A 24,494-nucleotide genomic window follows, 5' to 3' on the forward strand; every position below is an offset into this window, starting at 1 on the left:
TAAATGAACAGGACACGGTTAATCGCTCTGGCAATCGCGGCCGTTGCCGCATTGCTCGCCGTGTTTTTGGTGCAGGGACTATTTGCGACAGATCCTCCTCCAGCCCCTGTGGTGGACGTCAAGTCCAACAAGGTTGATGTTCTTGTGGCCTCGAAGGACCTCGCCCAGGGCGAGAAGCTCGGCAGCTTCGGACTGCAATGGCGGCCATGGCCCCGGGATAATGTGGTGGGAAATATGATCACGAGCGAAACCCTGCCAGATGCCATCGAGACGCTAAAGGATGCCCGTGCAAGGCTGCCGCTCGTGACGGGGGAACCGATCGTTGAATCCCGGATCGTCCAGCCGGGCGACCGGGGATTCATGGCCGCCATTCTACCTAAAGGCATGCGTGGAATCGCAATAGAAATATCGGACAACTCGGCAGTGGGCGGCTTCATCCTTCCTAACGACCGGGTCGACGTGATTTTAACACGCCGGGGTGGATCCGATGGCGGATCCGACTCCCAGGCAACTAGTGAGACGATTTTCAGCAACGTCAAAGTTCTGGCTATCAATCAATCCCTGATTTCACCCGAAGACGGCCCCGCCATGCCGGGAGGGCGGAATGCCGTCGTGGAGCTTGAGCCGAGGCAGGCCGAAATCCTCACCAAGATTGCTGCCTCAGGCGAACTTTCGCTGGTACTCCGCTCCCTCGCAGAAGAAGGCGACTCCGGCATGGCAGACGAACGTCCAGTTCTGTCTGACTCTTACATGAGCAGGCGAACAAACAAAGCAGACGGACCGCTTCTGATCCGTTACGGCCGCGAAGAACTTATCAAGAACCGGTGAGGCAGGAGCGCAATCATGTCCAAGTTCAGCACCGCCCAGTCGATTTCAAATCGAGCCAAAGCCTGCGCAAGGCTAGCCGCAAGCGTTGCACTGGCCGCAACTTTACTCTGCTTCCCGTTTCCACTCACCCGTGGAAACGCGGCAGACAAGGCCGTGGTCGATGTGTCCGGTGCACAGCAAGGCTCCCGATTGCTTCGCCTTGGACTAAAGAAGAGCGCCGTCCTCAAACTGCCAGCTGCCGCGAAAGATGTCATTGTTGGCGACAACGAGCTTGTGGACGTTGTTCTCAAAAGCCGTGATACCGCATATCTGTTCGCGCGTGCCGCTGGTCAGACCAACATCTTCTTCCTCGACGCGGCCGGCAGGCAGATCATGCAGCTGGAACTCGAGGTGACGCTCGATACAAAGTCCCTCAAGGAACTTCTTGATCGTTCGATTCCAGGAAACGCGATCCAGGTCGACAGTTCGGGTGCCAACGTCGTGCTCAAAGGCACCGTCGCTGACGCCCAGCAGGGAAAGACTGCCGAAGATCTGGCGAAGCGCTTCATGTCTGGAAATGGTGGGGGTGAAGACAGCGTCGTCAACCTCCTCAAGATCGCCGAAGGCAATCAAATCATGCTCCGCGTCCGTGTGGTTGAACTGAAGCGGACAATCTTGAAACAGCTTGGAATTAACCTGCAAGGCAACATCACGGCCGGCACGTTCAACTTTGACTTTGTAAACAAAACAATTGCTGACTCCGGTCAGGATGTTTTGAAGGGCATTGCAAGCTTCCCCGGCTCCCCCCTCAAGATCGACGCAACGATCAAGGCCTTGGAAAACACAGGGCTTGCGACCGTCCTTGCTGAGCCAACTTTGACTGCAGTCTCAGGTGCGCCTGCAAGCTTTCATGCGGGCGGCGAGTACCCCTATTCAAACTGTTCCCTGCCGGATGCAGTGACTTTCAATTACACTTGCACCGTCCAATTTCAGCCATATGGAATTACACTAGACTTCACACCCACCGTGCTGTCGGGAGGTCGGATCGCTCTCAACATCTTCACGGAGGTGAGCGACATAGCGCCCAATCCATATGGCAATCAACCCGTGATCGATCTCCGCAACGCGCAGACCTCTATTGAACTTCCGTCGGGCGGGTCCATGATGCTTGCAGGTTTGATTAAGAATATCTCAAAGCAGACGCTCAATAATACGCCGGGTTTGCGTTCACTGCCGATACTGGGAGCGCTGTTTTCCAGTCAGGATTTTCAGCGTGATCAAAGCGAGCTCGTGGTTATCGTTACGCCCTATCTCGTGGGCCCCACAGAGGATAGCAAGCTGGCGACGCCGATTGACCGCTTCAATTCACCCACGGACCTGCAGCAGATTTTCCTCGGCCGTCTGAACCGGGTTTATGGCCTGCCGGGCAGTGAAAGCGCTGGTACCTATCACGGCCAGGTTGGCCATATTGTCGATTGAAAGTGAAACCAATCATGAACCTCCGCCGCATCCCTCTGTTCCCTCGGCGACTTGCCGCCACCGCAATCTTGGCCTTGGCCTCAGGCGCTCTGTCTGGATGTTCAAGCGACTTTGCGAGCATAGACGATGTCTATGTACCCGCCAGCGTCGCTGAGAACAATCCCATCAAGGTGGGGGACAGACCGGTGAAGCTCACCGTTTCGGCCACGTCAAATGGCATCGAAGCCAGTGATGTAAGCAATGTAAAAGACTTTGCGCGAAGTGCCGCGTCTTCCTCTGCCAAGGTGACTGTTGCATACCCGGCGGGCAGCAGCAAGGCGCGCCGCAGCGCCGCCCAAGCGGCGAGCATTCTCTCCCGGCAGGGTGTCGCTCACGCTGCGATTTCGATGACGCCTTATGAAGGCAGTTCGAACTCCGTCACCTTGTCCTTCACGACCAAAATGGCAGTCACCAAACCCTGCGGAAGCTGGGACAGAAACATGCGCGGCAACCAGTTCAACGAGCCTGATCCCAACTTGGGATGTTCTACTCAGCAGAACGTCGCTGCGATGGTGTCGAATCCAGAAGATCTTCAACATTCGAGGACAATGTCGCCTGCACCAAGTGCAGCTCAAGGCGCGGCCTTGAAAGACTATTATGACGGGAGCTGGACCGAGCCATCCGGCAGCGGCATGACGTCGGGTTCCGGCGCATCAGGCTCTTGATCCCGCTTCCACATTCCTGAGGCAAGACTTGTTACCATGAACCCATCGCCCGCAGAGCCATCTCCGGAAACGGCCATCGTCGAGAATCGACCGGTGGCAATCGTGCCACGGATCAATATTCACGCATTTTGTGAAACTCCGCAGACACTGGCCACGATTGAAGCAGCATTTGCAGATCGGAGAATGTCACGTGCTCACGGTTCTGTTGAGTCCGGGGGAATTCTGGCGGCGGTACGTTACTTTCAATCTCAGTCGACCCCCAACCTCCTGCTTGTCGAATCGACTGCCTCTGCGACTGCACTTCTCGCTGAGCTGGCGAGTCTGGCGGACGTCTGCCAACCACAGACCAAGGTCGTGGTCATCGGACAGCACAATGACGTTCTCCTCTATCGTGAGCTGATCCGCCAGGGTGTGAGTGAGTATGTTGTTGCACCAAGCAATCCGATTCAGCTCGTGGAGACGATCGCAGGACTGTACCGGAGTGAGAAGGCTCAGCCGGTCGGTAGAGTGATATCTTTCATTGCGGCGAGAGGTGGTACGGGGTCGAGCACAGTCGCACATAATTGTGCGTGGAACTTTGCAAGAACGGCCGCGATCGAAACCGTGATTGTTGATCTCGATCTCCATTACGGCACCGCAGCTCTCAATTTCAACGCCGACTCCAGCGTGGGCATCCTTGAGGCATTAAGCCAGCCTGAGCGGGTGGACGGGCTGCTCCTTGATCGGCTGCTGATCAAACTGGGTGGAAAGTTGAGCCTGCTCAGTGGCCCTGGAGGGATCGAGCGCGATATTCATATAGAGGCCCATGCCGTTGAAACGATCCTCACGGCTCTTCGTTCAAGCGTTCCCTGCGTTGTTGTTGACCTGCCGCACTGCTGGTCCCCCTGGGTAAAATTTACACTGCAGCACGCAGATCAAATTGTCATCACGGCGGAACCTGACTTGGCGAGCTTGCGAAACGCGAGGTATCTTGTAGATCTGTTTACTGCGGGCAGACCCAACGATCCGCCACCGCGCCTCCTCCTGAATCAGGTGGGTGCTCCCAAGCGGGCGGAAATCTCCAGCGCAGATTTTGCCAAGGCTGTTGGGATCAGCGTCAGTGCCAGTATACCGAACGATCCGCAGAATTTTGGAGCGGCACTGAACAATGGCAAGATTTTGCTTGAGCTTGCGCCAAAGTGCAAGCCTGCGGAAGCCTTGCGAAACTTTGCTGACAGCCTGTTGGGATCTGAGAAACCTGTCAGCCCGACCCCCGCCCGTCCATCGTTTTTCAAGAGGCTTTCGCTAAGAGGGAAGACGTAAATGTTCGGAAAGCGTTCTGGGGGGAGCCCATCCAAGGAGCTGCTTGTTCCGTCTGAGTCGGCCACCAAATCAGAGGCCGCACTGAGAATTGAACTCGAGCAAAAACGAGGCAGCCTGCAACCCGGTTTCAGTGCCCTTGACCAACCAAGAACATCCCAAAATTCACCAGTTCTGGCGCCCAATGCCAGCACGCCCACACCGAGTCCAAAGATTGACATTGGTCTGCAGCAGGCGCGTTCGGAAAATTACTACGACATCAAAAGCACCATTTTCAACGCACTGATTGACGCGATCGATCTTACGCAAATATCCCAAATTGACAGGCTCGCGGCGCGGGATGAGATCAGGGATATTGTAAACGAGATTATCGCGCTGAAAGATGTCGTGATGTCCGTCAAGGAGCAGGAGGAACTGCTCGAGGACATTTGTAATGATGTGCTTGGCCTGGGCCCTCTAGAACCATTGCTGGCGCGCGATGAAATATCGGACATCATGGTGAATGGTGCCGGCACGACGTTCATTGAAGTCGGTGGCCGGGTGCAGCACACAGGGGTGCGTTTCAGGGACAACACGCAGCTCCTCAACATCTGCCAGCGTATCGTCAGCCAGATCGGCCGAAGGGTTGATGAGGCGAGTCCCATTTGCGATGCGCGCCTCCTGGATGGCTCGCGTGTCAATGTCATCGTTCCACCACTTTCAATCGACGGACCAGCCCTCACCATCCGCAAGTTCAAGAAGGACCGGCTGAAACTGCCCGATCTCGTCAGATTCGGCTCCATTACTGCTGAAGGCGCAACGCTCTTGCAGATCATTGGGCGTGTCCGTTGCAACGTTCTGATTTCAGGGGGTACGGGTTCAGGAAAGACGACGCTTCTGAACTGCCTCACGGCCTATATCGATGACGACGAGCGCATCATTACCTGTGAGGACGCAGCGGAACTTCAGCTGCAGCAACCGCATGTGGTGCGCTTGGAAACGAGACCGCCTAATCTCGAGGGTGAAGGCGAGATTACCATGCGCGATCTGGTCAAGAACTGCTTGCGCATGCGGCCCGAGAGAATCATTGTCGGCGAAGTGCGTGGACCTGAGGCCTTCGACCTGCTGCAGGCCATGAATACTGGTCATGACGGATCAATGGGCACGCTGCACGCCAACAGTCCGCGTGAGGCGCTGTCGCGTATCGAGTCAATGATCACGATGGGTGGCTTCTCCCTTCCATCAAAGACAATCAAGGAGATGCTCTGCGGCTCCATTGATGTGATTGTGCAGGCGTCCAGGCTTCGCGATGGCTCACGGCGGATTACCCACGTCACTGAGGTTGTGGGCATGGAAGGCGATGTCATTATCACTCAGGATTTGATGGTGTTCGAGATCTCCGGCGAAAATGCCGAGGGTAAGATCATCGGCCGTCACAGATCTACCGGCATAGGGCGCCCCCATTTCTGGGAGCGCGCGCGCTATTTCAATGAAGACCGCCGGCTCGCCGAGACGCTTGAAAAGGCAGAGAATCCAAGCGGCGGAGGGTAATTTGATGATGGAGGGGATCAATCTCACGCAAATTGCTGTCATCGCACTGATTGCATTGGCTGTCGGATGTGCGACTTTTTTCCTTTTAGCACCACTGTTGGCGGAGCGGGGCCCTGAGGCGAAGCTCAGGACGATGGCGGCGGACCGAAAGGCGGCCCAACCGAAGAAGCAGTCGGCCGTCAGCCGCCTTGTGGATGGTCAGAAAGACAACCGCCGCCGCCAGGTCCAGGAGTCACTCAAGAATTTTGCGGAACTCGAAAAGAAGCGAAAGAAGGGACTGGGCCTCCGGGTGCTTATCATCCGTGCTGGGCTCCGAATATCTGTCAGGAGATACTGGGTGGCCGCAGGGCTCACCGGTCTGTCCATCTGGTTTATTTGCACGCTGCTCGGCACGGGAAACTACATCGCTATTCTGGGCGGAATCGCCGGGGTCTTTGGGCTTCCTCGCTGGTTTTTGGGATTTTTGGCGTCGCGCCGCCAGAAGGCCTTTCTTGCCGATCTGGCGGATGCAATTGACGTTATGGTCCGTGGTTTGAAGGCCGGCTTGCCGCTTTCGGATGCAATGAGGATCATCGCGACCGAGTCTCCGCCTCCGCTAGGGCCTGAGTTCCTTGACGTTGTGGAAGGGCAACGAGTGGGAATCACAATTGAGCAAGGTATTGAACGCATGTTTGAACGAATGCCATTGCCAGAAGTGAATTTCCTCGGCATTGCCATCGGCATTCAAGCAAAATCCGGCGGCAATCTGTCAGAAGCACTCGGTAATCTCTCCAAAGTTCTTCGTGAACGCAAAAAGATGAAAGCCAAGATTCGCTCTTTGTCTCAGGAAGCGAAAACCTCAGCGATCATCATTGGCTCGATCCCATTCTTCCTCATCGCTGCATTGCTTTTTCTCAATCCCGACTACATGACGCCGCTGTTCTCGACGACTTCCGGGAACCTTGTCTTGGCAGGCAGTGCGATCTGGATGTCGATAGGCATTGTTGTTATGCGTAAGATGATTAACTTTGAAGTTTAAGCGAAGGGCCAAGGCAAGCAATGCTTGAGATATTGGAAGGACTAATCGAGCCGCGGACGATCATCACAGTGCTGATCGCTTTCCTCGCCTTCGCGTCGGTTCTGGGCCTTGCCGCAACTCTGACAGAGCGCGATCCCCTCAAGTCTCGTATGAAGGCAGTCAGCAAGGAGCGCGAAAAGCTCCGTGTCAGTCAGAGAGGGCAAATCGGCACCGTGGAGCCGCGGCTGAGATCGGGGCAGCAGGGGGGCGCTGCTCAACAGGTCGTTGATGTTCTACATTTGCGCCGGATCTTTGAAGCCAATTCGTCGCGCCAGCTCCTCCGGCAGGCTGGGCTCAGAAGCCAGCATCATCTTGCAATATATCTCGCAGCACGCGTTGTTTCGCCAATTGCGTTAGGTCTACTGACGTTTTTCTATATGTCGACGTTTTTCTCTGAGTCACTGCCCTCGCTGCGCATTGCGGCGGCCGCAATGGCCATGGTTCTTGGCAATTATATTCCCTACTTGACTGTGAAAAACATGGTCACGCGGCGGCAGGAATCAATTCGCAAGGCGTGGCCTGATTCGCTTGATTTGATGCTCATTTGTGTAGAAGCCGGTATGGCTGTTGAGCCCGCCTTGCAGCGCGTCTCCGGAGAGATAGGAACAGTTTCTGTCGCTTTGGCAGAGGAGCTGGCTCTCACCGTTGCAGAGCTCTCCTACCTGCAAGAACGGCGCAAGGCGTTTGAAAATTTGTCCAACAGAACAGGGCTGCCACAGGTCAAGTCGGTTGTGATGAGTCTCATTCAGTCAGAGCGCTATGGAACGCCCTTGGGAACAGCTCTGCGGGTGCTCGCTCAGGAAAACCGTGAAATGCGGATGTCAGAAATTGAGCGCAAGGCGGCCGGCCTGTCCCCGAAGCTCACTGTGCCGATGATGCTGTTCTTTATGCCTGTCATCTTCTTTGTCATTCTTGCGCCAGTGGTGCTGAACGGCTTTAAGCAGATGTAGGAGGGCGGGTTCAGGTCTCAGCCCTGGCTTTTTCCATCACTGATTTGCTGCCATGTATTGGACTGCGAGAGCATCTTCTTGAGATAGGCCATGTTTTCTTCGACCTGTTCCGGCGGAAGGTCCTGTTGGGCAAGCTTTGTGGCTTCATCGAAGCGGCCCTGCAGCCCCACCACCAGCGCCAGGTTCTGGCGAATGCGCGGAACGCTCTTGGCGCGGGGGAGTGCGTCCGCGCTGCGCAGTTCCGTCTCGGCCTGCTTGAGGTTGCCTTCGAGCGCATAGGACATGGCAAGGTTGTTCATGACGGTGAGATTCTGCGGATCCGCAGCAAGGGCTTTTTGATACTGTTCGCGGGCTTTCTGATAAAGGCCTTGCTGATCATAAGCCGAGCCCAGTGCCGACGCGATGCGCCAGTCGGAGTCACCGGCTTTCTCAGCCCCTTCGAGGACGGGGATTGCTGTTTCGGACTGCCCGGCGCTGACGAGTTTCCGGCCATAGAGGCCAGCGAGCTTGCCATTTTTCGGGTTCATCACCGTCAGCTGCTGATAGACGCTGAGCTCCTGTTCGGTGTTGCCCACGGCTTCGAGGCCGTTGGCATAGGCAAGACCCTTGTTCACATTCTTTGGGTCTGTCTGCCATTTGACGCCAAGATCTGCCAGGGCCTCGGGAGAGACAGGTGCTGTCGAGGCTGTCGCCAGATCGCTGGCGCCCGTCGTCTGGCTCGTGGTCTTGTTACAGCCGGTCAGCACAACGGTGGTGGTAAGAATGAGGATTGCTGCGGCGGGACGGCCCGCTCGTGACATCCATGACATGTTGGAGCTCCACTCCCGGTTAATGGGGCTACTTTGGCGGGTACTGGTCAATATTTGATTAACCATGATCGCGATTGGCGTTATGGGATTTCAAACCTGGGAGACGGCCTCATGACTGACGTTGAAACCATCCTTCTCGATCCGCAGCGGCGCGGCATTCCGATCTCCGCTATTGCCTCATCCGCGTGGGAAAAGACCCGGAAAACCATGTCTGCAGACCTGCGGAACTGGGCCGATGCAAATGGCTTCAAGGGCCAGCCCGGCCGCTCGCTGACTGTTCCAGGCCCGGGAGGCGCGCTGAAGCAGGTTCTCGTGGGGGCGGATCAGGGAGGCGATGCGTTTGCGCTGGCCAAGCTCTGCCGCAATTTGCCGGAAGGGGTTTATTCACTGGAGGCGGGGTTTGCTGCGCCCGATCTCCTGGCGCTGGGCTGGTGCCTCGAGGCCTATGGTTTTGACCGCTATGGCAAGACCTCTGCAGCTGTAGCGAAGCTCGTCTGCCCGAAAGGGGTTGACCGGAAATCAATACTGCGCGCGGCGAAAGCAAGTTACTTTGTGCGCGATCTCGTCAATATGCCTGCCTCCGATATGGGGCCGGATGAGTTGGAGGCCGCTGCCGCCCGGATGGCGCGTGTCCACAAGGCGAAGTTCAGCGTCACCTCTGGCAAGGCGCTGGAGAAGGGCTTCCCGATGATCCATGCCGTGGGCAGGGCCAGCCCGCGCCTGCCGCGTTTGATCGACTTCACGTGGGGCCCCGCGCGTGCGCCCAAAGTCACTCTCGTGGGGAAGGGCGTCTGCTTTGATACGGGTGGACTCGACATCAAGCCTGCCGCCGGCATGGCCTTGATGAAGAAGGACATGGGGGGTGCCGCCAATGTGCTTGGCCTGGCCCAGATGATCATGGAAGCAGGCTTGAAGCTCCGCCTGCGCGTTCTCGTACCGGCAGTGGAGAATGCGATCTCCGGCAACGCCTTCCGCCCGGGAGACGTGCTGCAGAGCCGCAAGGGCATCACGGTGGAGATTGGCAACACCGACGCTGAAGGCCGCCTTGTCCTGGGCGATGCTTTGGCCCTGGCAGATGAGGAAGCCCCGGACCTCCTCATTGACATGGCGACGCTGACGGGCGCCGCCCGCGTGGCACTTGGGCCCGATCTTCCACCTTTCTATACGGATGATGATCGCTTGGCGGCGGCAGTGGCCGATGCCGGAATGCGGGTCAATGACCCTGTCTGGCGGCTGCCGCTGTGGCGGCCCTACACGCGCCTCTTCGAATCCTCACTGGCGGATATGAACAATGCCGGTGACTCTGGGTTCGCGGGCTCGATCACCGCGGCGCTGTTCTTGAGGCGTTTCGTCGAGAAAGCGAAGTCTTACGCACATTTTGATGTTTTCGCCTGGACGCCGTCTGCGCGCCCCGGCCGGCCGAAGGGGGGCGAGGCCCAGGCCATGCGTGCATTGTTCGAGGTCATCCGCCAGCGCTATGGGTGAGCGGCTCTTGCCAGCTTCACGCTTTGCGGCCAAACTGTAACGGGGCCGAAACAACCAACGCGGCTCAAGAGTTTGTCATGTCCGCTGCGTTGACCACCGCCCAATCCCTGACCCTCTGGCACGACGTGGCCCTTGCTCTGGTGAGGGACGATGAGCCCGATCTCTCGGTGCGGCAGATCTGCATTCTGCTCACCATCTATCTCGAGGCGCCGCCGCACACGGTGCGCGATCTCGCGAAGAAACTTGGCGTCACCAAACCCGTCATCACACGGGCGCTCGATACGATGGGGAAGCTTGAACTGGTGAGCCGGCGGCGTGACGATAAAGACCGGCGGAACGTGCTGGTTCAGCGCACCGTCAAGGGTGCCCTCTATCTGGAGCGCCTGGCGGATAGGATTGGAAATCTTTCACAAAAGCTCTAGTGAGCAGATCATGAACACGCTCGATCCCCGTCTCCATGCCTATCGCGCCGACCTTGCCGATGCAGCACTCGCAGGCCAGGTCGCGGCCGAAGAATTCGTCGCCCCGCGACTGTTGCAGGTGGTTGAGCCAATCATCGCAGTTCACAAGGCTCCGCGCTTCGATGCCATGCAAATCACCCAGGCGCTGCTGGGAGAGACGGTGAAACTCTTCCAGGAGGAAGAGGGCTGGGCTTGGGTCCAGCTGCTGCGTGACGGCTATGTTGGCTATGTGAATTCCAATGCGCTCTCGGCCGCGGTGACCGTTCCGACGCACCGTGTCGCCGTGCTCTCAACCTTCATGTATCCGGAACCAAGCCTCAAGACGCAGCCCGCCATTCCCATTCCGCTCAATGCCGAAGTTGAAGTGGGGGGTTACTCCGGCGCTTTTTCGCAACTCTCCAACGGCCGGTTCGTGTTCACGGCCCATCTGAAACCGGTTGATGCTTTCGAGAGTGATTTTGTCGCGGTCGCCGAATTGTTCCGCCATGTTCCCTATTTCTGGGGCGGAAAATCAGTGCAGGGTCTTGATTGTTCGGGCCTCGTTCAGCTGGCCCTCCAGGCTACGGGAGCGCCTGCCTTGCGGGACAGCGACATGCAGGAGAGGACGCTGGGCACGCAGTTGATGGTCAATGATCTCGATGGTCTGAGGCGAGGCGACTTGGTGTTCTGGAATGGCCATGTCGGCATCATGACGGAAGACCGCACGCTGCTTCACGCCAATGGCCATCACATGATGGTGGTGGCCGAACCGCTGAAGGATGCGGTTGACCGCATTGCCGCGCGTTACGGCCAGATCACCAGTATCAGGCGATCCTGAAAACTTAAAGTATTGGAATTGGTCAATATTTTTGCCTGCTCGGCGGCCCGCCTCTGGATGTCCGTGACCAAAGACGCTAAGCAGCCTTCAGAAGTTAGATTATAGCTATACTGAAAAGGTCCGCGGGGAAGTTTCCATGTACTTCACTTTTGCACGCGCTGAAACGGGGGAGCCTCAAGAGCGCGACCGGATGATCGGACTCACCAAGGAGTATTTCGCGTGGATGGACCCGGAAATTTCGCGTCTCTGCGCAATGTCCATCAGTGACATCGTCGGCATGGATATCAACGCCTATGTCGACTACACGGCCGCAATCGTCAGCCGCATCCAGCCCGAAGAAGGTGGCCTTTATTTCCTGCGCAGCCCTGAGGGCGAAATCGCGGCGATGGGCGGGTTGAGACGGCTTCCCGATGGCGCGGCGGAGATCGTCCGGATTTATACAAGGCCGCCGTTTCGTGGCCATGGCTGCGGTTCGCGGATGGTGAATCACCTCGTGGCGCAGGCAGCTGCACTAGGCTATTCTGTGATCAAGCTCGACACAGGAATTTTCATGTCATCAGCGCATCGGATCTATGAGGCCGCAGGCTTCGTTCGCTGTGAACCTTACGCCGGCGCAGAGCCGCCAGAACAGCTGCAGCCTTATTGGCTCTACATGCAGCGGCCGGTTGGGCCGGTTATGCTCGCCGTTGAATCTCAGTAGCCGCGGGACATGTCCACGAGATTGTCGAGTGCCTCGCCGCTCTGGTGCTTGCGGATATTGCCGGCAACATAGGCGCAAATCGTCTCCGGGTCACTGTCAGCGGCGCAGTGCGGTGTAATCGTCACCTTGGGGTGTGTCCACAGAGGGCTTTCCGGTGGTAAGGGTTCCGGCGTGAAGACATCGAGCGTCGCGGCATGGAGCTCGCCTGAATCGAGGGCTGCCAGAATGTCCTCCGCCACGTGCTGACGGCCACGGCCGGCATTGATGACGATTGGCGCACCGAAAGGCCCGTTGCGCGAGAGCTTGGCGATGGTCCCGCGGTTGATGATCCCATCCGTATCGGGTGTGGCCGGCAGAAGCGAGATCAGAACGTCAGTGCGTGCCAGGAAGGCGTCAAACTCGGCCTCACCGGCAAAACTTTCGACGCCGGGAATGGTCTTGGGCGACCGGCTCCAGCCAGCCACGCGGAAACCCAGGTCGCGCAGCCTGACCGCGGAATCAGCGCCCATCACGCCCATGCCCATAATGCCAACGCTCAAGTCCCGCGCCGCATGCGTGGGGAAGGAATCCCAGATCTTCTTCCGCTGGTTCTCGTCAAGGCGGCGCTGCTGGCGGTGGTGCATGAGAACATGCAGCACGATGTATTCCGTCATGCGGCCGGTGAGATCGGGATCATTGACCCTCACAATGGGCACGTTCCCGGGCAGAGTCGGGTCCTTCAGGATCGCATCTACACCGGCCCCCAGAGACATGATGACCTTGAGGTTCGGCAGGCTCTTCACCACGCCCGGCGGCGGAAGCCAGGCGGCACAATATTCGATGTCCTCTACATTGCCGATCCTGTCTGGCCAGACCCGCACATCAAGATCGGGGGCCACCTTGCGCATGGCCGCGGTCCATACATCGATCGGCCATGTGGGCAAAATGAAGAGGAATGCCATTATTGATTTACCACTCCTTCGGGCGCGGCCTTCAGGTTGAGGGCAGCCGCAATCAGCGCCTTTGTATAGTCGGTTTGCGGGTTTGAGAACACCTCTGCCGTGGGTCCGCTCTCCACCATCACGCCGTTCCGGATCACGATCACTTCATTGGCGAGAGCCCGCACCACCTTCAAATCGTGGCTGATGAAGAGATATGCAAGATTGTGCTTCTGTTGAAGACTGCGCAGCAGATCCACGATCTGCGCCTGGACTGACATGTCGAGGGCCGATGTCGGCTCATCCAGCATGATGAATTTTGGCTCGAGCGCCAGCGCCCGTGCGATGGCAATGCGCTGGCGCTGCCCGCCGGAGAACTCATGCGGGTAGCGGTCCATGGTGGAGGGATCAAGCCCCACTTCCGTCAGCGCACGCGCCACGATCTCGCGGCGCTCCTCATAATTGAGGGCCTTGCCCTGAACGGTCAGGCCTTCCTCCACGATCTGCTGGATGGAAAGGCGGGGCGACAAGGAGCCGAACGGATCCTGGAAAACAATCTGCATCTCCTTGCGCAGCGGCCGCATCATCGCCGTGTTGTAGCCGTCGATCTCCTTGCCCATGTAGACGATGGGACCTTCCGAGCGGATAAGGCGGAGAAGGGCCAGACCCAGCGTCGTCTTGCCGGAGCCTGACTCGCCTACAACGCCGAGTGTCTGCCCGCTCCGCACGATCGCATCAACGCCGTCGACTGCCTTGATGTAGCCCACGGTCTTGCGGAAGAAGCCACGCTTGATGGGAAACCAGACTTTCAGATTCTTGGCTTCCAGCACCACGGGGGCTGTGGGGTCACTCGGTGGCGGTGCCCCCTTGGGCTCCGCCGTCAGCAGCAGCTTGGTATAGGCATGCTGCGGGTGCGCGAAAACCTCCTTCGCATCTCCTGCTTCCACCGCCTTGCCGTGCTGCATGACGACGACATTGTCCGCCATGGCGCGCACGATGCCAAGGTCATGGGTGATCAGCAGCATGGCCATGCCGAATTCCGCCTGCAGCTCTTTCAGCAGCTTGAGGATCTGCGCCTGCACGGTCACATCCAGCGCTGTCGTCGGCTCATCTGCGATCAGCAGGTCCGGGTTGTTGGCCAGCGCCATGGCAATCATCACGCGCTGGCGCTGTCCGCCGGACAGTTGGTGCGGGTAGTCCAGAAGCCGCGTCTCAGGATCGCGGATGCCCACCTTGCCGAGAAGGTCGATGATGCGCGTGCGGGCGGCATCGCCCTTCACATTCTGGTGGATCTCGAGGATCTCGCCAATCTGCCGCTCCACCGTATGAAGCGGGTTGAGCGAGGTCATCGGCTCCTGAAAGATCATGGTGATGTCATTGCCGCGCACCCGCCGCAGGTCTCGCTCATCGGCATCAAGGAGTTCCTGGCCCTTGAAGCGGATGGAGCCTGAGGGGTGCGAGGCTGACGGGTAGGGCAGCAACTTCAGAATCGAGAGGGCGGAGACCGATTTGCCCGAACCTGACTCGCCCACCAGCGCCAGCGTTTCGCCCTTCTTGATCGAGAAGGACACACGGTCAACGGCGAGCGTCGTCCGCTCGCCCTGGGTAAAGGCGACGGAGAGATCTTTCACATCGAGAAGATTTTCGCTCATGCGAAAGTCTTCCGCGGGTCAAGTGCATCGCGCACCGCTTCACCAATGAATACGAGGAGTGACAGCATGATGGAGACGATGAAGAAGCCGGTGAGGCCGAGCCAAGGCGCCTGCAGATTGTTCTTGCCCTGTGCAATCAACTCACCGAGCGAGGGTGACCCGGGCGGCAGGCCGAAGCCCAGGAAATCGAGAGAGGTCAACACCGTCACCGAACCCGCCAGAATGAAGGGCATGAAGGTGATGGTGGAGACGACCGCATTTGGCAGCAGATGCTTGAACATGATCCGGGCATCGGACAGGCCCAGCGCACGGGCGGCGCGCACATATTCGAAGTTCCGTGCTCTGAGGAATTCGGCGCGCACCAGGCCCACGATCGATGTCCACGAGAACAGGATCTGGATAAACAGCAGTATCCAGAAGGTGGGCGTGATGAAGGCCGCCAGAATGATGAGGAGATAGAGTGACGGCATGGACGTCCAGATCTCGATGAAGCGCTGGAACAGCAGGTCCGTCCAGCCACCGAAATAGCCTTGCACCGCTCCAGCCCCCATGCCGATCAGCGATGAAATGACGGTGAGGATCAGGCCGAAGGCCACCGAGATGCGGAAGCCATAGATCAGCCGTGCCACGACATCCCGGCCCTGGTCATCAGTGCCCATCCAGTTGAGATTGCCGAAGTTGCAGTTGGGGTCATTCACGCCGAGTGGATATTTGGCGCAAGCCTGTTCGCGCGTCAGCTGGAAGGCCGGGGGGGAGGGAGCCGGCCGGGGCAATTCATTGTTCACAGTGTTGTATGAATAGCGGATGAGCGGCCAGATCATCCAGCCATTGGCCTGAATTTCGTCCTGGTTCACGGGGTCACGAAAATCCGTGCGCGCCAGAAAGCCGCCGAATTTGGTTTCGGGGTAATCCACGAAGGTTGGGTAGAGGAGCTCCCCCTTGTAGGAGACGAGGATCGGCCGGTCACTCGCGATGAAGGGCGCAAAGACCGAGATCAGGAACAACACCGTGAAAACCCAAAAGGACCAGAAGCCCCGTCGGTTCTGGCGGAACAGTTGCCAGCGGCGCTTGTTGAGGGGTGTCATGCGGATGGCCATGGCTCAGACGTCCCGCTTCTCGAAGTCGATGCGCGGATCGATCCAGGTGTAGGTCAGGTCCGAGATGAGCTGCACGATGAGCCCCACCAGCGTGAAAATATAGAGGCTGGCGAAGACGATGGGGTAATCGCGGTCGAGCGTTGCCTTGAAGAACAGGTAACCCAGGCCATCGAGCGAGAAGATCGTTTCGATCAGCAGCGAGCTTGCGAAGAAGGCGCCGATGAAGGCTCCGGGAAAGCCCGCGATCACCAGCAGCATGGCATTCCGGAACACGTGGCCGTAGAGAACCTGATTCTCACTCAGGCCCTTGGCACGGGCGGTAATCACATATTGCTTGCGGATCTCGTCCAGGAAGGAATTCTTGGTGAGCATCGTCATGGTGGCGAAGCTGCCGATTGCCATTGCGAAGAGCGGCAGCGCCAGATGCCAGGCATAGTCCGCGAGCTTGCCGAAAAAGCCCAATTGTTCGAAATTATCCGAGGTCAGGCCTCTGAGCGGAAACCAGCTGAAATAGCTGCCGCCGGCAAACAGCACGATCAGCATGATGGCGAAGATGAAGCTCGGGATCGCATAGCCGATGATGATGACGCCCGAGGTCCACACATCGAATGTGGACCCGTCCTTCACCGCCTTGCGGATGCCGAGCGGAATGGAGACCAGATACTGCACCAGTGTCAGCCAGAGCCCCAGCGAGATCGAAACCGGCATCTTCTCGAGGATGAGGCTGATCACCGAACGGTCGCGGAAATAGCTCTGGCCGAAGTTGAAGGTCAGATAGTCCTTGAGCATCAGCAGAAAGCGCTCAGGTGCTGGCTTGTCGAAGCCGAATTGCTTTTCCAGGCTCTTGATGAATTCGGGGTCCAGCCCTTGCGCGCCGCGGTACTTGACGTTCATATCGCCACCGGCCTGCATCTGCTGCTGGTTGCCGCCGGCCTCGTTTCCGGTGTTGCCGCTGATGCGGCCAGTCGAGTCCGTGTCATTGCCCTGCATTTTGGCAATCACTTGCTCGACGGGACCGCCCGGCACGAACTGGATCACCGCAAATGTCATCAGCATGATCCCCAGCAGCGTTGGGATCATCAGCAAGATGCGTTTCAGGATGTAAGCGCCCATGGCGGGGAGGATCAGTTTCCGTTGGCGATTCGCTTGGCCTTGGCCTCGTCATACCACCAGGTATCGACGATGCCACGGTCGTATTTGGGCCGTGTGGCGGGCATTTCATAGCGGTCCCAATAGGCCACCCAGTAGCTGGCCTTGTGCCAGTTGGGCACCCAAAAGGCCTCCGCCCTGAGCACCCGGTCCAGCGCGCGCCCCGCCACGTCCAGCTCCGCGCGGGACTTGGCCTCGACGATCTTGTCGATCAGCGCGTCAATCACGGGGGAGGCGACGCCGGACATGTTGTAGGTGCCGGGATTTCGGGCCGAGTCGGAGCCGAAGAAGATGCGCAGGCCATCGCCCGGCGTGAGGCCGGCCATGAAGCGGCTCGAGACCACGTCATAGTCATAGTTCTTCTGCCGGTCCTGGTATTGCGCGTCATCCACCGTGCGGATTGTGGCGTTGATGCCGAGGAGGCGGAGGTTCTTCACATAAGGTCCCAGCACGCGCTCGAACACCGGGCTCTCGATCAGGAACTCGATGTCAAGGGTCTCGCCCTTGGCGTTTCTCCGAAATCCACCATCGGCTGTCCAGCCGGCTTCGTCCAGAAGACGGGAGGCCTCGCGCAGCAGCTTCCGGTCCTGGCCTGAGCCATCGGACACGGGCGGCAGCACGGCTTCGCCGAACACCTCCGGCCGCAACTGCGCGCGGTAGGGTTCGAGGAGGGCCAGCTCATCCGGCTTCGGCAGGCCTTCCGCCTTCAAGGGGGAGAGTTCGAAGAAGCTCGCGGTGCGGTCATAGAGGCCGAAGAACAGATTGCGGTTGGTCCATTCGAAATCAAACGCCAGGTTCATGGCCTGGCGCACGCGGATGTCTTGAAACTTCGCGCGCCTGAGATTGAGGAAAAAGCCCTGCGCGCCCGATGGCGTCTCGTCCGCCAGCTCCACCTTCTGCACCCGGCCGTCCTTCACCGCGGGAAAGTCATAGGCGGTGGCCCAGTCACGGGAGGTATATTCTTCGCGCATGTCGATGACGCCGGATTTCAGCGCCTCCATGCCGGCCGTCCGGTCCCGGAAATAATCGAAGCGCACTTCATCGAAATTGTAGCGGCCTTTGTTTACGGGCAGGTCCTTCGCCCAGTAATCATCGCGCCGGCCATAGCTTACATATTCGCCGGGCTTGAAGGACCTGATCTTGTAGGGGCCGGAGCCCAGCGGCGGCTCCAGTGTGGACTTGGAAAAATCGACCTTCTCGTAATAAGCCTTGGAGAAAATCGGCAGCTCGGCAATCGTCAGCGGCAGGTCGCGCGTGCGGTCTCCCTTGAAGCGGTAGCGCACCTCATGCGCTGAAAGAACATCGCATCCCTCCACATCCCGGATGGTGATGCGGATCCGTTCATTGCCCTTGGTTGAAAGCAGCCGGAAACTGTCGCACACATCCTCAGCGGTCAGCGGCGTGCCATCGGCGAATTTCGCCTCCTCGCGCAGCACGAAGCTGATGCTCTTCCTGTCGTCTGCCAGATCTGCCGTCTTGGCCACAAGACCATAGAGCGCGTCGGGCTCATCATTGGCGCGCGCCATCAGGCTGTCGAACATCAGCGCATAGCCCTGAACCGCATCGCCCTTGAGGATATAGCCATTGAAATTATCGAAAGTATCGATTGGCACCGGCCCGATCAGTGACATGCTCCCGCCCTTCGGCGCATCGGGATTTGCGTAATCAAAATGCGTGAAGCCCGCGGGATATTTGAGGTCGCCGAATGCCGAAATCCCATGGCGCGGCTCTGCCACGGCCGGTGCGGCGCAAAGCACAATGCCGAAGAAGGCCGCCCCAAGCCACTTCACTTCGCCGCCACCTTCTTCGCCTTTTCTTCATCCCACCACCAGACGGTGGGGAATCCGGGGGAGAGATCGGGCAGCTTCTCGGGCCGGCCAAAACGGTCCCAGCGCGCGGTGCGGTCATAGGCGATGTACCACATGGGAACGACGTAGTGGTTCCACAGCAGGGTCCGGTCGAGGGCCTGGCACGCGGTCACCAGGCTGTCGCGGTCACCGGCGAAAATCAGCGTGTCGATTAGCTTGTCGACGGCGGGGTTGGCGATCCCCACAAGGTTGCGGCTGCCATTGCGCTTGGCGGCCTCGCTGCCCCAGAAATCGCGCTGCTCATTGCCGGGCGAGAGAGACTGCGGCCAGTTGCCGACCACCACGTCATAATCGAAGGTCTGCGTGCGCCGCTCATATTGTGCGCTGTCCACCGTCTTGATGGAGACGCCGATCCCCAGAAGCTCCAGGCTCTGCTGATAAGGCAGCGCGATACGCTCGAACAGCGGCGAGTCGAGCAGGAACTCGACGGTCAGCTGCTCTCCGTTCGCATTCTTGATGACGGACCGGCCATTATCCTGGGTGATGGCCCAGCCCGCTTCCGTCAGAAGCCGCGCTGCCTCACGCAGGTTCTTGCGCTTGTTCTGGGGCGTATCGTTGATGGGGTTCACATATTCCGCCGTGAAAACCTCAGGCGGCAGTTGGTCCTTCAGCGGCTCAAGAATCGCCAGCTCGGCAGGAGATGGCAGCCCCTTCGCCTCCATCTCGGAATTGTTGAAGTAGCTGCGCGAGCGTGTGTACTGGCCATAAAAGAGGTTCTGGTTCGCCCATTCGAAATCGAAGGCATAGTTCAGCGCGCGTCTCACCCGCACGTCCTGGAATTTCGGACGCCTGATGTTCAGGGCCCAGCCCTGCATGCCTTCCACCTGCTTGAGCTTGATTTCCTCCTTCACCACCCGGCCGGCGGTGATCGCAGGAAAGTCATAGCCCGTCGCCCACATCTTAGCGGAGCTTTCGGTGCGCCAGTCATACTGGTCGCCCTTGAAGGCCTCGAAAGCCACATTGGCATCGCGGAAATAAATATACTCGATTTCATCGAAGTTGTTCTGGCCCACATTCACGGGCAGGTCCTTGCCCCAGTAATCCGCCACGCGCTTCATGCGGAATGAGGTGCCGAGCTTGACGTCCGTTGCCGCATAGGCGCCTGAGCCCAGCGGCACTTCGAAGCTCGTTTCCTGAAGGTTGCGCTGGCGGCCGCTCGCGTCTTTCCCCGTCCACCAGTGTTTCGGCAACACCGGCAATTGTCCGGTGATCAGCGGAAGCTCCCGGTTGCCCGTCTGGGTGAAGGTGAAGGTTACTTCATGTTCGCCCGTCTGTTCGGCCTTGGCGATGTTCTTGTAATAGGAATTGTAGAAGGGGTGCGCATCGCGCAGCGCCTGCATGGACCAGATCACGTCATCGCCCGTCATCGGCGTTCCGTCATCGAAGCGGGCTTCGGGCCTGAGGCGGTAGACCACCATGGAGCGGTCTTCAGGGTGCCACACGCCGCTCGCCACCAGACCATATTCGGTCGAAGGCTCATCGAGCGCGGAGGTCAGGAGCGTGTCATTGTCCACAACGCCTGCCGCCTCTCCCTTGAAGGTATAGGGGTTCAGATTGTCGAATGAGCCGACAATGCCGAAGCGCACCCGCCCGCCCTTGGGTGCTGCCGGGTTCACATAATCGAAGTGCTTGAAGTCCGCGCCATACTTGACGTCCTTGAAGAGCGTGAGCGCGTGGCGGAAATCGCGGTCCTCCGCATGGGCGATCTGAACGCCGAACAGCTTGGCAGCAGGTGCAAGGCTCGCAAGCTTCAGGAGAGTGCGGCGGGACAGGGTCATGGGAAACTCCAGGCGGGACGTTGGCTGTAGATAAGCAACCCCGCGCGCAAAAGAAAACACCGGCAAGCAACTTGCCGGTGTTAAATCTTCGTGAGGTTTGCGGCCTTTACGGGGCAGGGAAAGGAACGGGGCTGTCTGACAGCGTCTGCAGATAGGCCAAGAGATTGGCGCGGTCTGCGTCCTTCTTGAGGCCGCCATAGGCCATCTTGGTGCCAGGGATCGCCGTCTTGGGCGAGGTGATGAAGGCGTTCAGCGCTTCATAGGTCCAAGGCTTGTCCTTCAGGCTGGCCATGGCTTCGGAATAGGAAAAGCCTTCATGCGAGCCGTGCATGCGGCCGACCACACCCCACAGATTGGGGCCCACCTTGTTGGGGCCGCCCTTGGAACCATCATGGCAGGCTTGGCAGGCCTTGAACACGGCCTGGCCCTTGGTGGCGTCCGCCGAGGCCAGCATCGTTCCCAGTGATTCAGCGGGGGCGGCCGGTGTTGCCGCCTCTGCTTCGCCAGCTGCAGGTGCCTCAGCAACTTCGATCGCGAAGCCTGGCTTTGCGGGTTCAGGGGAGCGATAGATGATGCCGCTCAACTCGTTGAGGCCGAAAACCACCAGCGCTGTGCCCAGCACCGCGCCCGCGATCTTGTTGAATTCGAAGCTGTTCATGAAGGTGGAGACCCCTTGAGCCGTCAGTCGGGCGCGGAAACTAGTGCTTTCTCAGCGCCGCCGCAATAGTGTAAGGGGGAGTTGTATCATTTTGCCGCGCCTTTCCCTAACCCCATGATTGATAATCAGAATACCATCGTCGTGATCCCCGCCCGCATGGCCTCGACCAGGCTGCCGGGAAAGCCTCTGGCTGACATCAATGGGCTCCCCATGATCATCCAGTGCTGGAAGCGCGCGGTGCAGGCGAATCTGGGTCCGGTGCTGGTCGCTGCGGCTGAGGTCGAGATTGCGGACGTCGTGCGCTCCCATGGCGGTGATGCGATTGTCACCAATCCGGCCCTACCCTCGGGCTCGGACCGCATCGCCGAGGCGCTTGCACTCAGGGATCCGCAGCGCCGCTTCGAATATGTCGTAAACCTGCAGGGTGACCTTCCGACAATCGATTCCCTCTCGATCCAGCGCTGCCTCGCGGGGCTGATGAACGAGCCAGCCGATATTTCCACAATTGCCGCCCGGATCGAGACGGAGGAAGACGTCGCCAACCCCAATATCGTCAAGGCCATTGCGCCCCTGGCCGAGCGGGAAGTGGCCTTCGCGAGGGATTTCGTGCGTCACGCCGGGCCGGAACACCAGCCGCCCTATTGGCATCACATCGGGGTCTATGCCTACAAGCGCGCGGTGCTGGAGAGATTCGTACGGCTTCCGGTCAGTGAGCGCGAAGCGGAGCGGAAGCTGGAGCAGATGCGTGCCATGGACAATGGCCTGCGCATCGTCGTCGTGCGGGTTGACACGGTGCCGCTGGGGGTCGATACGCCCGCAGAACTTGAAATCGCCCGCCGCATGCTGAGGAAAGCCTGATGCCCTTGAAGATCGCCTACCAGGGCGAACCCGGCGCCAATTCGCACATTGCCTGCATCGAAGCCTATCCCACCTATGAGCCCATGCCCTGCGGCACCTTCGAGGATGCCTTTCAGGCCGTGGCCGATGGTGAGGCCGCCCTGGCGATGATTCCCATCGACAATTCTGTGGCAGGCCGCGTGGCGGATATCCACCACCTTCTGCCGCGCTCCAACCTCTATATCATCGGCGAGCATTTCCTTCCCGTTCATCACCAGCTGATGATCGTGCCGGGGGCTGACCCCGCGAAGATCAGGACCGTCCACAGCCATGTCCACGCGCTGGGCCAGTGCCGGAAGGTGATCCGTGAACTGGGCCTCAAGCCCGTCGTCGCGGCGGATACGGCCGGTGCTGCGCGCGAACTCTCCGAGGGCCGCGATCCCAGCCGTGCGGCCATCGCTTCCCGCCTCGCCGCCGGAATCTACGGGCTTGATGTGATCCGCGAGGACGTGGAGGACGAAAGCCACAACACCACGCGCTTCGTCGTCCTCTCCGCCACCCCGCAGGATGCCGAGCCCGAGGACATTCCCGTCATCACCACTTTCGTCTTCCGTGTACGGAACGTTCCCGCCGCGCTCTACAAGGCCATGGGCGGCTTTGCCACCAACGGCGTCAACATGACCAAGCTCGAATCCTACCAGATCGAAGGTCAGTTCTCGGCCACGCAATTCTATGCGGATATCGAAGGCCACCCGTCGGAACGAAACGTGCGCCTCGCCATGGAAGAGCTGGAGTTCTTCACCAGCTATCTCCGCGTCCTCGGCATCTACAGGGCCTCACCCCATCGCGCTGAAATCGCCAAGCGCTTCGAGATGCTGGGGTAGAAAGAGCCCTCATCTCCCTTTGCGTTAAAACGGGAGAAGGAAAGACTGACATTTTTTTCCCTTCTCCCGTTGCAACGCAATGGGAGAAGGTGCCCGGAGGGCGGATGAGGGCCTCTCACCGCGGGTCGGCTCTCACCCCTCCAGCGCCGTCTTCACCAGCTCATGGGCAATCGCAAAGGGGTTGGCCGCATAGAGCCCGTCCGGGTGCTGGTGCGCCACCATCAGGCGGGCGTCCTCCGGCGAGAACCAGCGTGCATCCTCGAGTTCATTCTGGTCCAGCGTGATCTCTGCCGAGGCCGCCTCGCCAATGAGGCCGATCATCAGGTTGGACAGGAAAGGCCAGGGCTGGCTCGTCACATAGCGCACTGCGCCCACCCGGATGCCGGCTTCCTCGAACACTTCGCGGCGCGCCGCGTCCTCGATCGTCTCGCCGGGTTCCACAAAGCCTGCGAGGGCGGAATACATGCCGGGCTTCCAGGATTTCTGGCGCCCGAGCAGGATGCGGCCCTCATGGCGCACCACCATGATAACGACGGGGTCGGTGCGCGGGAAATGGTCCATGCCGCAGCCCGTGCAGTGGCGGCGGTAGCCCGCATCGGCCACTTCCAGCTTCGCCGCACAGTTCGAACAGAAGTTCCGCCGTTCATGCCATTGAATGGTGGAGCGCGCCTGGGCCAGAATGCCCAGCTCCTCGGCGGGAAGGGCCTCTTCCATCGCCAGGCTGCGCAGGTCGCGCAGGCCCTCTTTCTCCTCAGTCCGGCAGGCGAACCAAGGCGTGCCCTGTGGGTCGAGGCCCAGGAACACGGTGGGTTCCACTGAAGCCGCATTCGCCGTTTCGAGTTGCCCGTCCTTGATCAGCGTCGAATCGCCTGCAATGCGGATCAGCCTGGCGTCCGGCCGCTGGCGCTGCGCCAGAACCCACGCCGCATTGCTGCGGTCATTGGCGCGCCGGTCGAGCGGGTTCAGGATATAGGCAAGGGTCATGAGGGGAAAAGGGTCCGGAAGAAAACAAAGGCACCCGGGTTTTCACCCGGATGCCTGAACTCTGCAAGCCGAATGCGCTTGCCTCAGTTGCTGGCCGCCTTGGGCTGGGCCTGCTCGCGTTCCTTCAGCATGCCATCGACCACGACGACGGTCCGCTCGAGATCGGCGATGGCATCCTCGAGTTCGACCCGCTGCTTGCGCAGGGCTTCAAGGCGCTCGCGCATCTTGGTCGAGGCGATTCGCAATTGGGTGAGCTGCCCGTCCCGCAGGTTGTAGAGATCGAGCATCTCCTTGATCTCTTCCAGCGCGAAACCAACCTTCTTGCCGCGCAGAATCAGCTGCAGCCTGGCCCTGTCGCGATAGCTGAACAGCCGCGTCCAGCCGCGGCGCGCCGGGTGCAGAAGGCCTTTCTGCTCATAGAAACGCAGCGTCCTGGGCGTTACGTCGAACTCGCGGCACAACTCGGTGATCGAATAGGTCCGATCCCGGTTTGAACGCTCCTTGGTGGTCTCAGTCATCGTCATGCTCACGCTCCCAAATCGGAATGTCTTGTGCCGCTGTTACCCCCTGAT

General features: G+C 59.2%; 23 protein-coding genes. 13 read left to right on the plus strand and 10 right to left on the minus strand.

Annotated elements, in window-relative coordinates; genetic code table 11:
• Positions 1-3 precede the first annotated feature (3 nt).
• From cpaB to ACO06F_RS17245, 7 genes are read left to right on the plus strand one after another with little or no spacing between them, the layout of a single operon-like run.
• Positions 4-828: a Flp pilus assembly protein CpaB gene (cpaB, locus tag ACO06F_RS17215; protein WP_421693956.1), complete on the plus strand. Its 825-nt coding sequence runs from the start codon at positions 4-6 to the stop codon at positions 826-828.
• Between the two features lie 15 nt (positions 829-843).
• On the plus strand, positions 844-2,286 hold the full coding sequence (locus ACO06F_RS17220; RefSeq protein ID WP_421693957.1) for a type II and III secretion system protein family protein: 1,443 nt from the start codon (positions 844-846) through the stop codon (positions 2,284-2,286).
• A gap of 14 nt (positions 2,287-2,300) precedes the next feature.
• Positions 2,301-2,990 carry a CpaD family pilus assembly lipoprotein gene (locus ACO06F_RS17225; protein WP_421693958.1) on the plus strand — a complete coding sequence of 230 codons (690 nt, stop codon included), beginning with the start codon at positions 2,301-2,303 and terminating at the stop codon, positions 2,988-2,990.
• A 36-nt stretch (positions 2,991-3,026) separates the two neighbouring features.
• Positions 3,027-4,292 (plus strand): AAA family ATPase, encoded by a 1,266-nt coding sequence (locus ACO06F_RS17230; RefSeq protein ID WP_421693959.1) that lies wholly within the window; start codon positions 3,027-3,029, stop codon positions 4,290-4,292.
• Entirely contained in the window at positions 4,293-5,819 is a 1,527-nt protein-coding gene (locus ACO06F_RS17235; RefSeq protein WP_421693960.1) for a CpaF family protein, read from the plus strand. It begins immediately after the preceding gene.
• Between the two features lie 4 nt (positions 5,820-5,823).
• On the plus strand, positions 5,824-6,837 hold the full coding sequence (locus ACO06F_RS17240) for a type II secretion system F family protein (RefSeq protein ID WP_421693961.1): 1,014 nt from the start codon (positions 5,824-5,826) through the stop codon (positions 6,835-6,837).
• Between the two features lie 20 nt (positions 6,838-6,857).
• Positions 6,858-7,826 carry a type II secretion system F family protein gene (locus ACO06F_RS17245; RefSeq protein ID WP_421693962.1) on the plus strand — a complete coding sequence of 323 codons (969 nt, stop codon included), beginning with the start codon at positions 6,858-6,860 and terminating at the stop codon, positions 7,824-7,826.
• A gap of 17 nt (positions 7,827-7,843) precedes the next feature.
• Here the strand turns inward: ACO06F_RS17245 and ACO06F_RS17250 are convergent, their stop codons facing one another.
• Positions 7,844-8,635 (minus strand): tetratricopeptide repeat protein, encoded by a 792-nt coding sequence (locus ACO06F_RS17250; RefSeq protein ID WP_421693963.1) that lies wholly within the window; start codon positions 8,633-8,635, stop codon positions 7,844-7,846.
• 111 nt (positions 8,636-8,746) lie between these two features.
• On the opposite strand from ACO06F_RS17250, the gene ACO06F_RS17255 reads away from it, so the two are divergent.
• From ACO06F_RS17255 to ACO06F_RS17270, 4 genes are all read left to right on the plus strand, one after another.
• Positions 8,747-10,120: a leucyl aminopeptidase family protein gene (locus ACO06F_RS17255; protein ID WP_421693964.1), complete on the plus strand. Its 1,374-nt coding sequence runs from the start codon at positions 8,747-8,749 to the stop codon at positions 10,118-10,120.
• A 77-nt stretch (positions 10,121-10,197) separates the two neighbouring features.
• Positions 10,198-10,542, plus strand: a complete 345-nt coding sequence (locus ACO06F_RS17260; RefSeq protein WP_421693965.1) for a MarR family transcriptional regulator — start codon at positions 10,198-10,200, stop codon at positions 10,540-10,542.
• Positions 10,543-10,552: 10 nt separating this feature from the next.
• Complete coding sequence (locus ACO06F_RS17265; protein ID WP_421693966.1) at positions 10,553-11,398, plus strand: C40 family peptidase; 846 nt, start codon at positions 10,553-10,555, stop codon at positions 11,396-11,398.
• Positions 11,399-11,534: 136 nt separating this feature from the next.
• On the plus strand, positions 11,535-12,098 hold the full coding sequence (locus tag ACO06F_RS17270; RefSeq protein ID WP_421693967.1) for a GNAT family N-acetyltransferase: 564 nt from the start codon (positions 11,535-11,537) through the stop codon (positions 12,096-12,098).
• Here ACO06F_RS17270 and ACO06F_RS17275 read toward each other — a convergent pair.
• The 7 genes from ACO06F_RS17275 to ACO06F_RS17305 form a co-directional block, all read right to left on the minus strand.
• Entirely contained in the window at positions 12,092-13,039 is a 948-nt protein-coding gene (locus ACO06F_RS17275; RefSeq protein ID WP_421693968.1) for a 2-hydroxyacid dehydrogenase, read from the minus strand. The two genes, ACO06F_RS17270 and ACO06F_RS17275, sit on opposite strands and share 7 nt — an antisense overlap.
• Entirely contained in the window at positions 13,039-14,667 is a 1,629-nt protein-coding gene (locus ACO06F_RS17280) for an ABC transporter ATP-binding protein (protein ID WP_421693969.1), read from the minus strand. Before ACO06F_RS17280 ends, ACO06F_RS17275 begins: the two co-directional genes overlap by 1 nt.
• Positions 14,664-15,764, minus strand: coding sequence for an ABC transporter permease (locus ACO06F_RS17285; RefSeq protein ID WP_421693970.1), 1,101 nt, complete (start codon positions 15,762-15,764; stop codon positions 14,664-14,666). Before ACO06F_RS17285 ends, ACO06F_RS17280 begins: the two co-directional genes overlap by 4 nt.
• A gap of 3 nt (positions 15,765-15,767) precedes the next feature.
• The gene (locus ACO06F_RS17290; protein WP_421693971.1) at positions 15,768-16,877 is read right to left on the minus strand and encodes a microcin C ABC transporter permease YejB; all 1,110 of its coding nucleotides are present in this window, start codon (positions 16,875-16,877) and stop codon (positions 15,768-15,770) included.
• An 11-nt stretch (positions 16,878-16,888) separates the two neighbouring features.
• Complete coding sequence (locus ACO06F_RS17295) at positions 16,889-18,703, minus strand: extracellular solute-binding protein (RefSeq protein WP_421693972.1); 1,815 nt, start codon at positions 18,701-18,703, stop codon at positions 16,889-16,891.
• On the minus strand, positions 18,700-20,559 hold the full coding sequence (locus tag ACO06F_RS17300; protein ID WP_421693973.1) for an extracellular solute-binding protein: 1,860 nt from the start codon (positions 20,557-20,559) through the stop codon (positions 18,700-18,702). The genes ACO06F_RS17295 and ACO06F_RS17300 overlap by 4 nt, the downstream gene beginning before the upstream one ends.
• A 106-nt stretch (positions 20,560-20,665) precedes the next feature.
• Positions 20,666-21,217, minus strand: a complete 552-nt coding sequence (locus tag ACO06F_RS17305; protein WP_421693974.1) for a c-type cytochrome — start codon at positions 21,215-21,217, stop codon at positions 20,666-20,668.
• Between the two features lie 114 nt (positions 21,218-21,331).
• Between ACO06F_RS17305 and ACO06F_RS17310 the strand changes: the two genes are divergently transcribed.
• The gene (locus ACO06F_RS17310; protein ID WP_421693975.1) at positions 21,332-22,075 is read left to right on the plus strand and encodes a 3-deoxy-manno-octulosonate cytidylyltransferase; all 744 of its coding nucleotides are present in this window, start codon (positions 21,332-21,334) and stop codon (positions 22,073-22,075) included.
• The gene (locus ACO06F_RS17315) at positions 22,075-22,938 is read left to right on the plus strand and encodes a prephenate dehydratase (protein ID WP_421693976.1); all 864 of its coding nucleotides are present in this window, start codon (positions 22,075-22,077) and stop codon (positions 22,936-22,938) included. The genes ACO06F_RS17310 and ACO06F_RS17315 overlap by 1 nt, the downstream gene beginning before the upstream one ends.
• 132 nt (positions 22,939-23,070) lie before the next feature.
• On the opposite strand, the gene nudC is transcribed toward ACO06F_RS17315, so the two are convergent.
• Together nudC and ACO06F_RS17325 are read right to left on the minus strand one after the other, a co-directional pair.
• Positions 23,071-23,922, minus strand: a complete 852-nt coding sequence (nudC, locus tag ACO06F_RS17320) for an NAD(+) diphosphatase (RefSeq protein WP_421693977.1) — start codon at positions 23,920-23,922, stop codon at positions 23,071-23,073.
• An 83-nt stretch (positions 23,923-24,005) separates the two neighbouring features.
• Positions 24,006-24,446, minus strand: coding sequence for a MerR family transcriptional regulator (locus tag ACO06F_RS17325; protein ID WP_421693978.1), 441 nt, complete (start codon positions 24,444-24,446; stop codon positions 24,006-24,008).
• Between the last annotated feature and the right edge of the window lie 48 nt (positions 24,447-24,494).

The organism is Aestuariivirga sp. (assembly GCF_965227715.1).
Lineage (GTDB): Bacteria > Pseudomonadota > Alphaproteobacteria > Rhizobiales > Aestuariivirgaceae > Aestuariivirga.

Bases quoted from the DNA above. Each gene is read 5' to 3' on its own strand.
- cpaB (WP_421693956.1), top strand. From the start codon at position 4: ATGAACAGGACACGGTTAATCGCTCTGGCAATCGCGGCCGTTGCCGCA.
- ACO06F_RS17220 (WP_421693957.1), top strand. From the start codon at position 844: ATGTCCAAGTTCAGCACCGCCCAGTCGATTTCAAATCGAGCCAAAGCC.
- ACO06F_RS17225 (WP_421693958.1), top strand. From the start codon at position 2,301: ATGAACCTCCGCCGCATCCCTCTGTTCCCTCGGCGACTTGCCGCCACC.
- ACO06F_RS17230 (WP_421693959.1), top strand. From the start codon at position 3,027: ATGAACCCATCGCCCGCAGAGCCATCTCCGGAAACGGCCATCGTCGAG.
- ACO06F_RS17235 (WP_421693960.1), top strand. From the start codon at position 4,293: ATGTTCGGAAAGCGTTCTGGGGGGAGCCCATCCAAGGAGCTGCTTGTT.
- ACO06F_RS17240 (WP_421693961.1), top strand. From the start codon at position 5,824: ATGATGGAGGGGATCAATCTCACGCAAATTGCTGTCATCGCACTGATT.
- ACO06F_RS17245 (WP_421693962.1), top strand. From the start codon at position 6,858: ATGCTTGAGATATTGGAAGGACTAATCGAGCCGCGGACGATCATCACA.
- ACO06F_RS17250 (WP_421693963.1), bottom strand. From the start codon at position 8,635: ATGTCATGGATGTCACGAGCGGGCCGTCCCGCCGCAGCAATCCTCATT.
- ACO06F_RS17255 (WP_421693964.1), top strand. From the start codon at position 8,747: ATGACTGACGTTGAAACCATCCTTCTCGATCCGCAGCGGCGCGGCATT.
- ACO06F_RS17260 (WP_421693965.1), top strand. From the start codon at position 10,198: ATGTCCGCTGCGTTGACCACCGCCCAATCCCTGACCCTCTGGCACGAC.
- ACO06F_RS17265 (WP_421693966.1), top strand. From the start codon at position 10,553: ATGAACACGCTCGATCCCCGTCTCCATGCCTATCGCGCCGACCTTGCC.
- ACO06F_RS17270 (WP_421693967.1), top strand. From the start codon at position 11,535: ATGTACTTCACTTTTGCACGCGCTGAAACGGGGGAGCCTCAAGAGCGC.
- ACO06F_RS17275 (WP_421693968.1), bottom strand. From the start codon at position 13,039: ATGGCATTCCTCTTCATTTTGCCCACATGGCCGATCGATGTATGGACC.
- ACO06F_RS17280 (WP_421693969.1), bottom strand. From the start codon at position 14,667: ATGAGCGAAAATCTTCTCGATGTGAAAGATCTCTCCGTCGCCTTTACC.
- ACO06F_RS17285 (WP_421693970.1), bottom strand. From the start codon at position 15,764: ATGGCCATCCGCATGACACCCCTCAACAAGCGCCGCTGGCAACTGTTC.
- ACO06F_RS17290 (WP_421693971.1), bottom strand. From the start codon at position 16,877: ATGGGCGCTTACATCCTGAAACGCATCTTGCTGATGATCCCAACGCTG.
- ACO06F_RS17300 (WP_421693973.1), bottom strand. From the start codon at position 20,559: ATGACCCTGTCCCGCCGCACTCTCCTGAAGCTTGCGAGCCTTGCACCT.
- ACO06F_RS17305 (WP_421693974.1), bottom strand. From the start codon at position 21,217: ATGAACAGCTTCGAATTCAACAAGATCGCGGGCGCGGTGCTGGGCACA.
- ACO06F_RS17310 (WP_421693975.1), top strand. From the start codon at position 21,332: ATGATTGATAATCAGAATACCATCGTCGTGATCCCCGCCCGCATGGCC.
- ACO06F_RS17315 (WP_421693976.1), top strand. From the start codon at position 22,075: ATGCCCTTGAAGATCGCCTACCAGGGCGAACCCGGCGCCAATTCGCAC.
- nudC (WP_421693977.1), bottom strand. From the start codon at position 23,922: ATGACCCTTGCCTATATCCTGAACCCGCTCGACCGGCGCGCCAATGAC.
- ACO06F_RS17325 (WP_421693978.1), bottom strand. From the start codon at position 24,446: ATGACGATGACTGAGACCACCAAGGAGCGTTCAAACCGGGATCGGACC.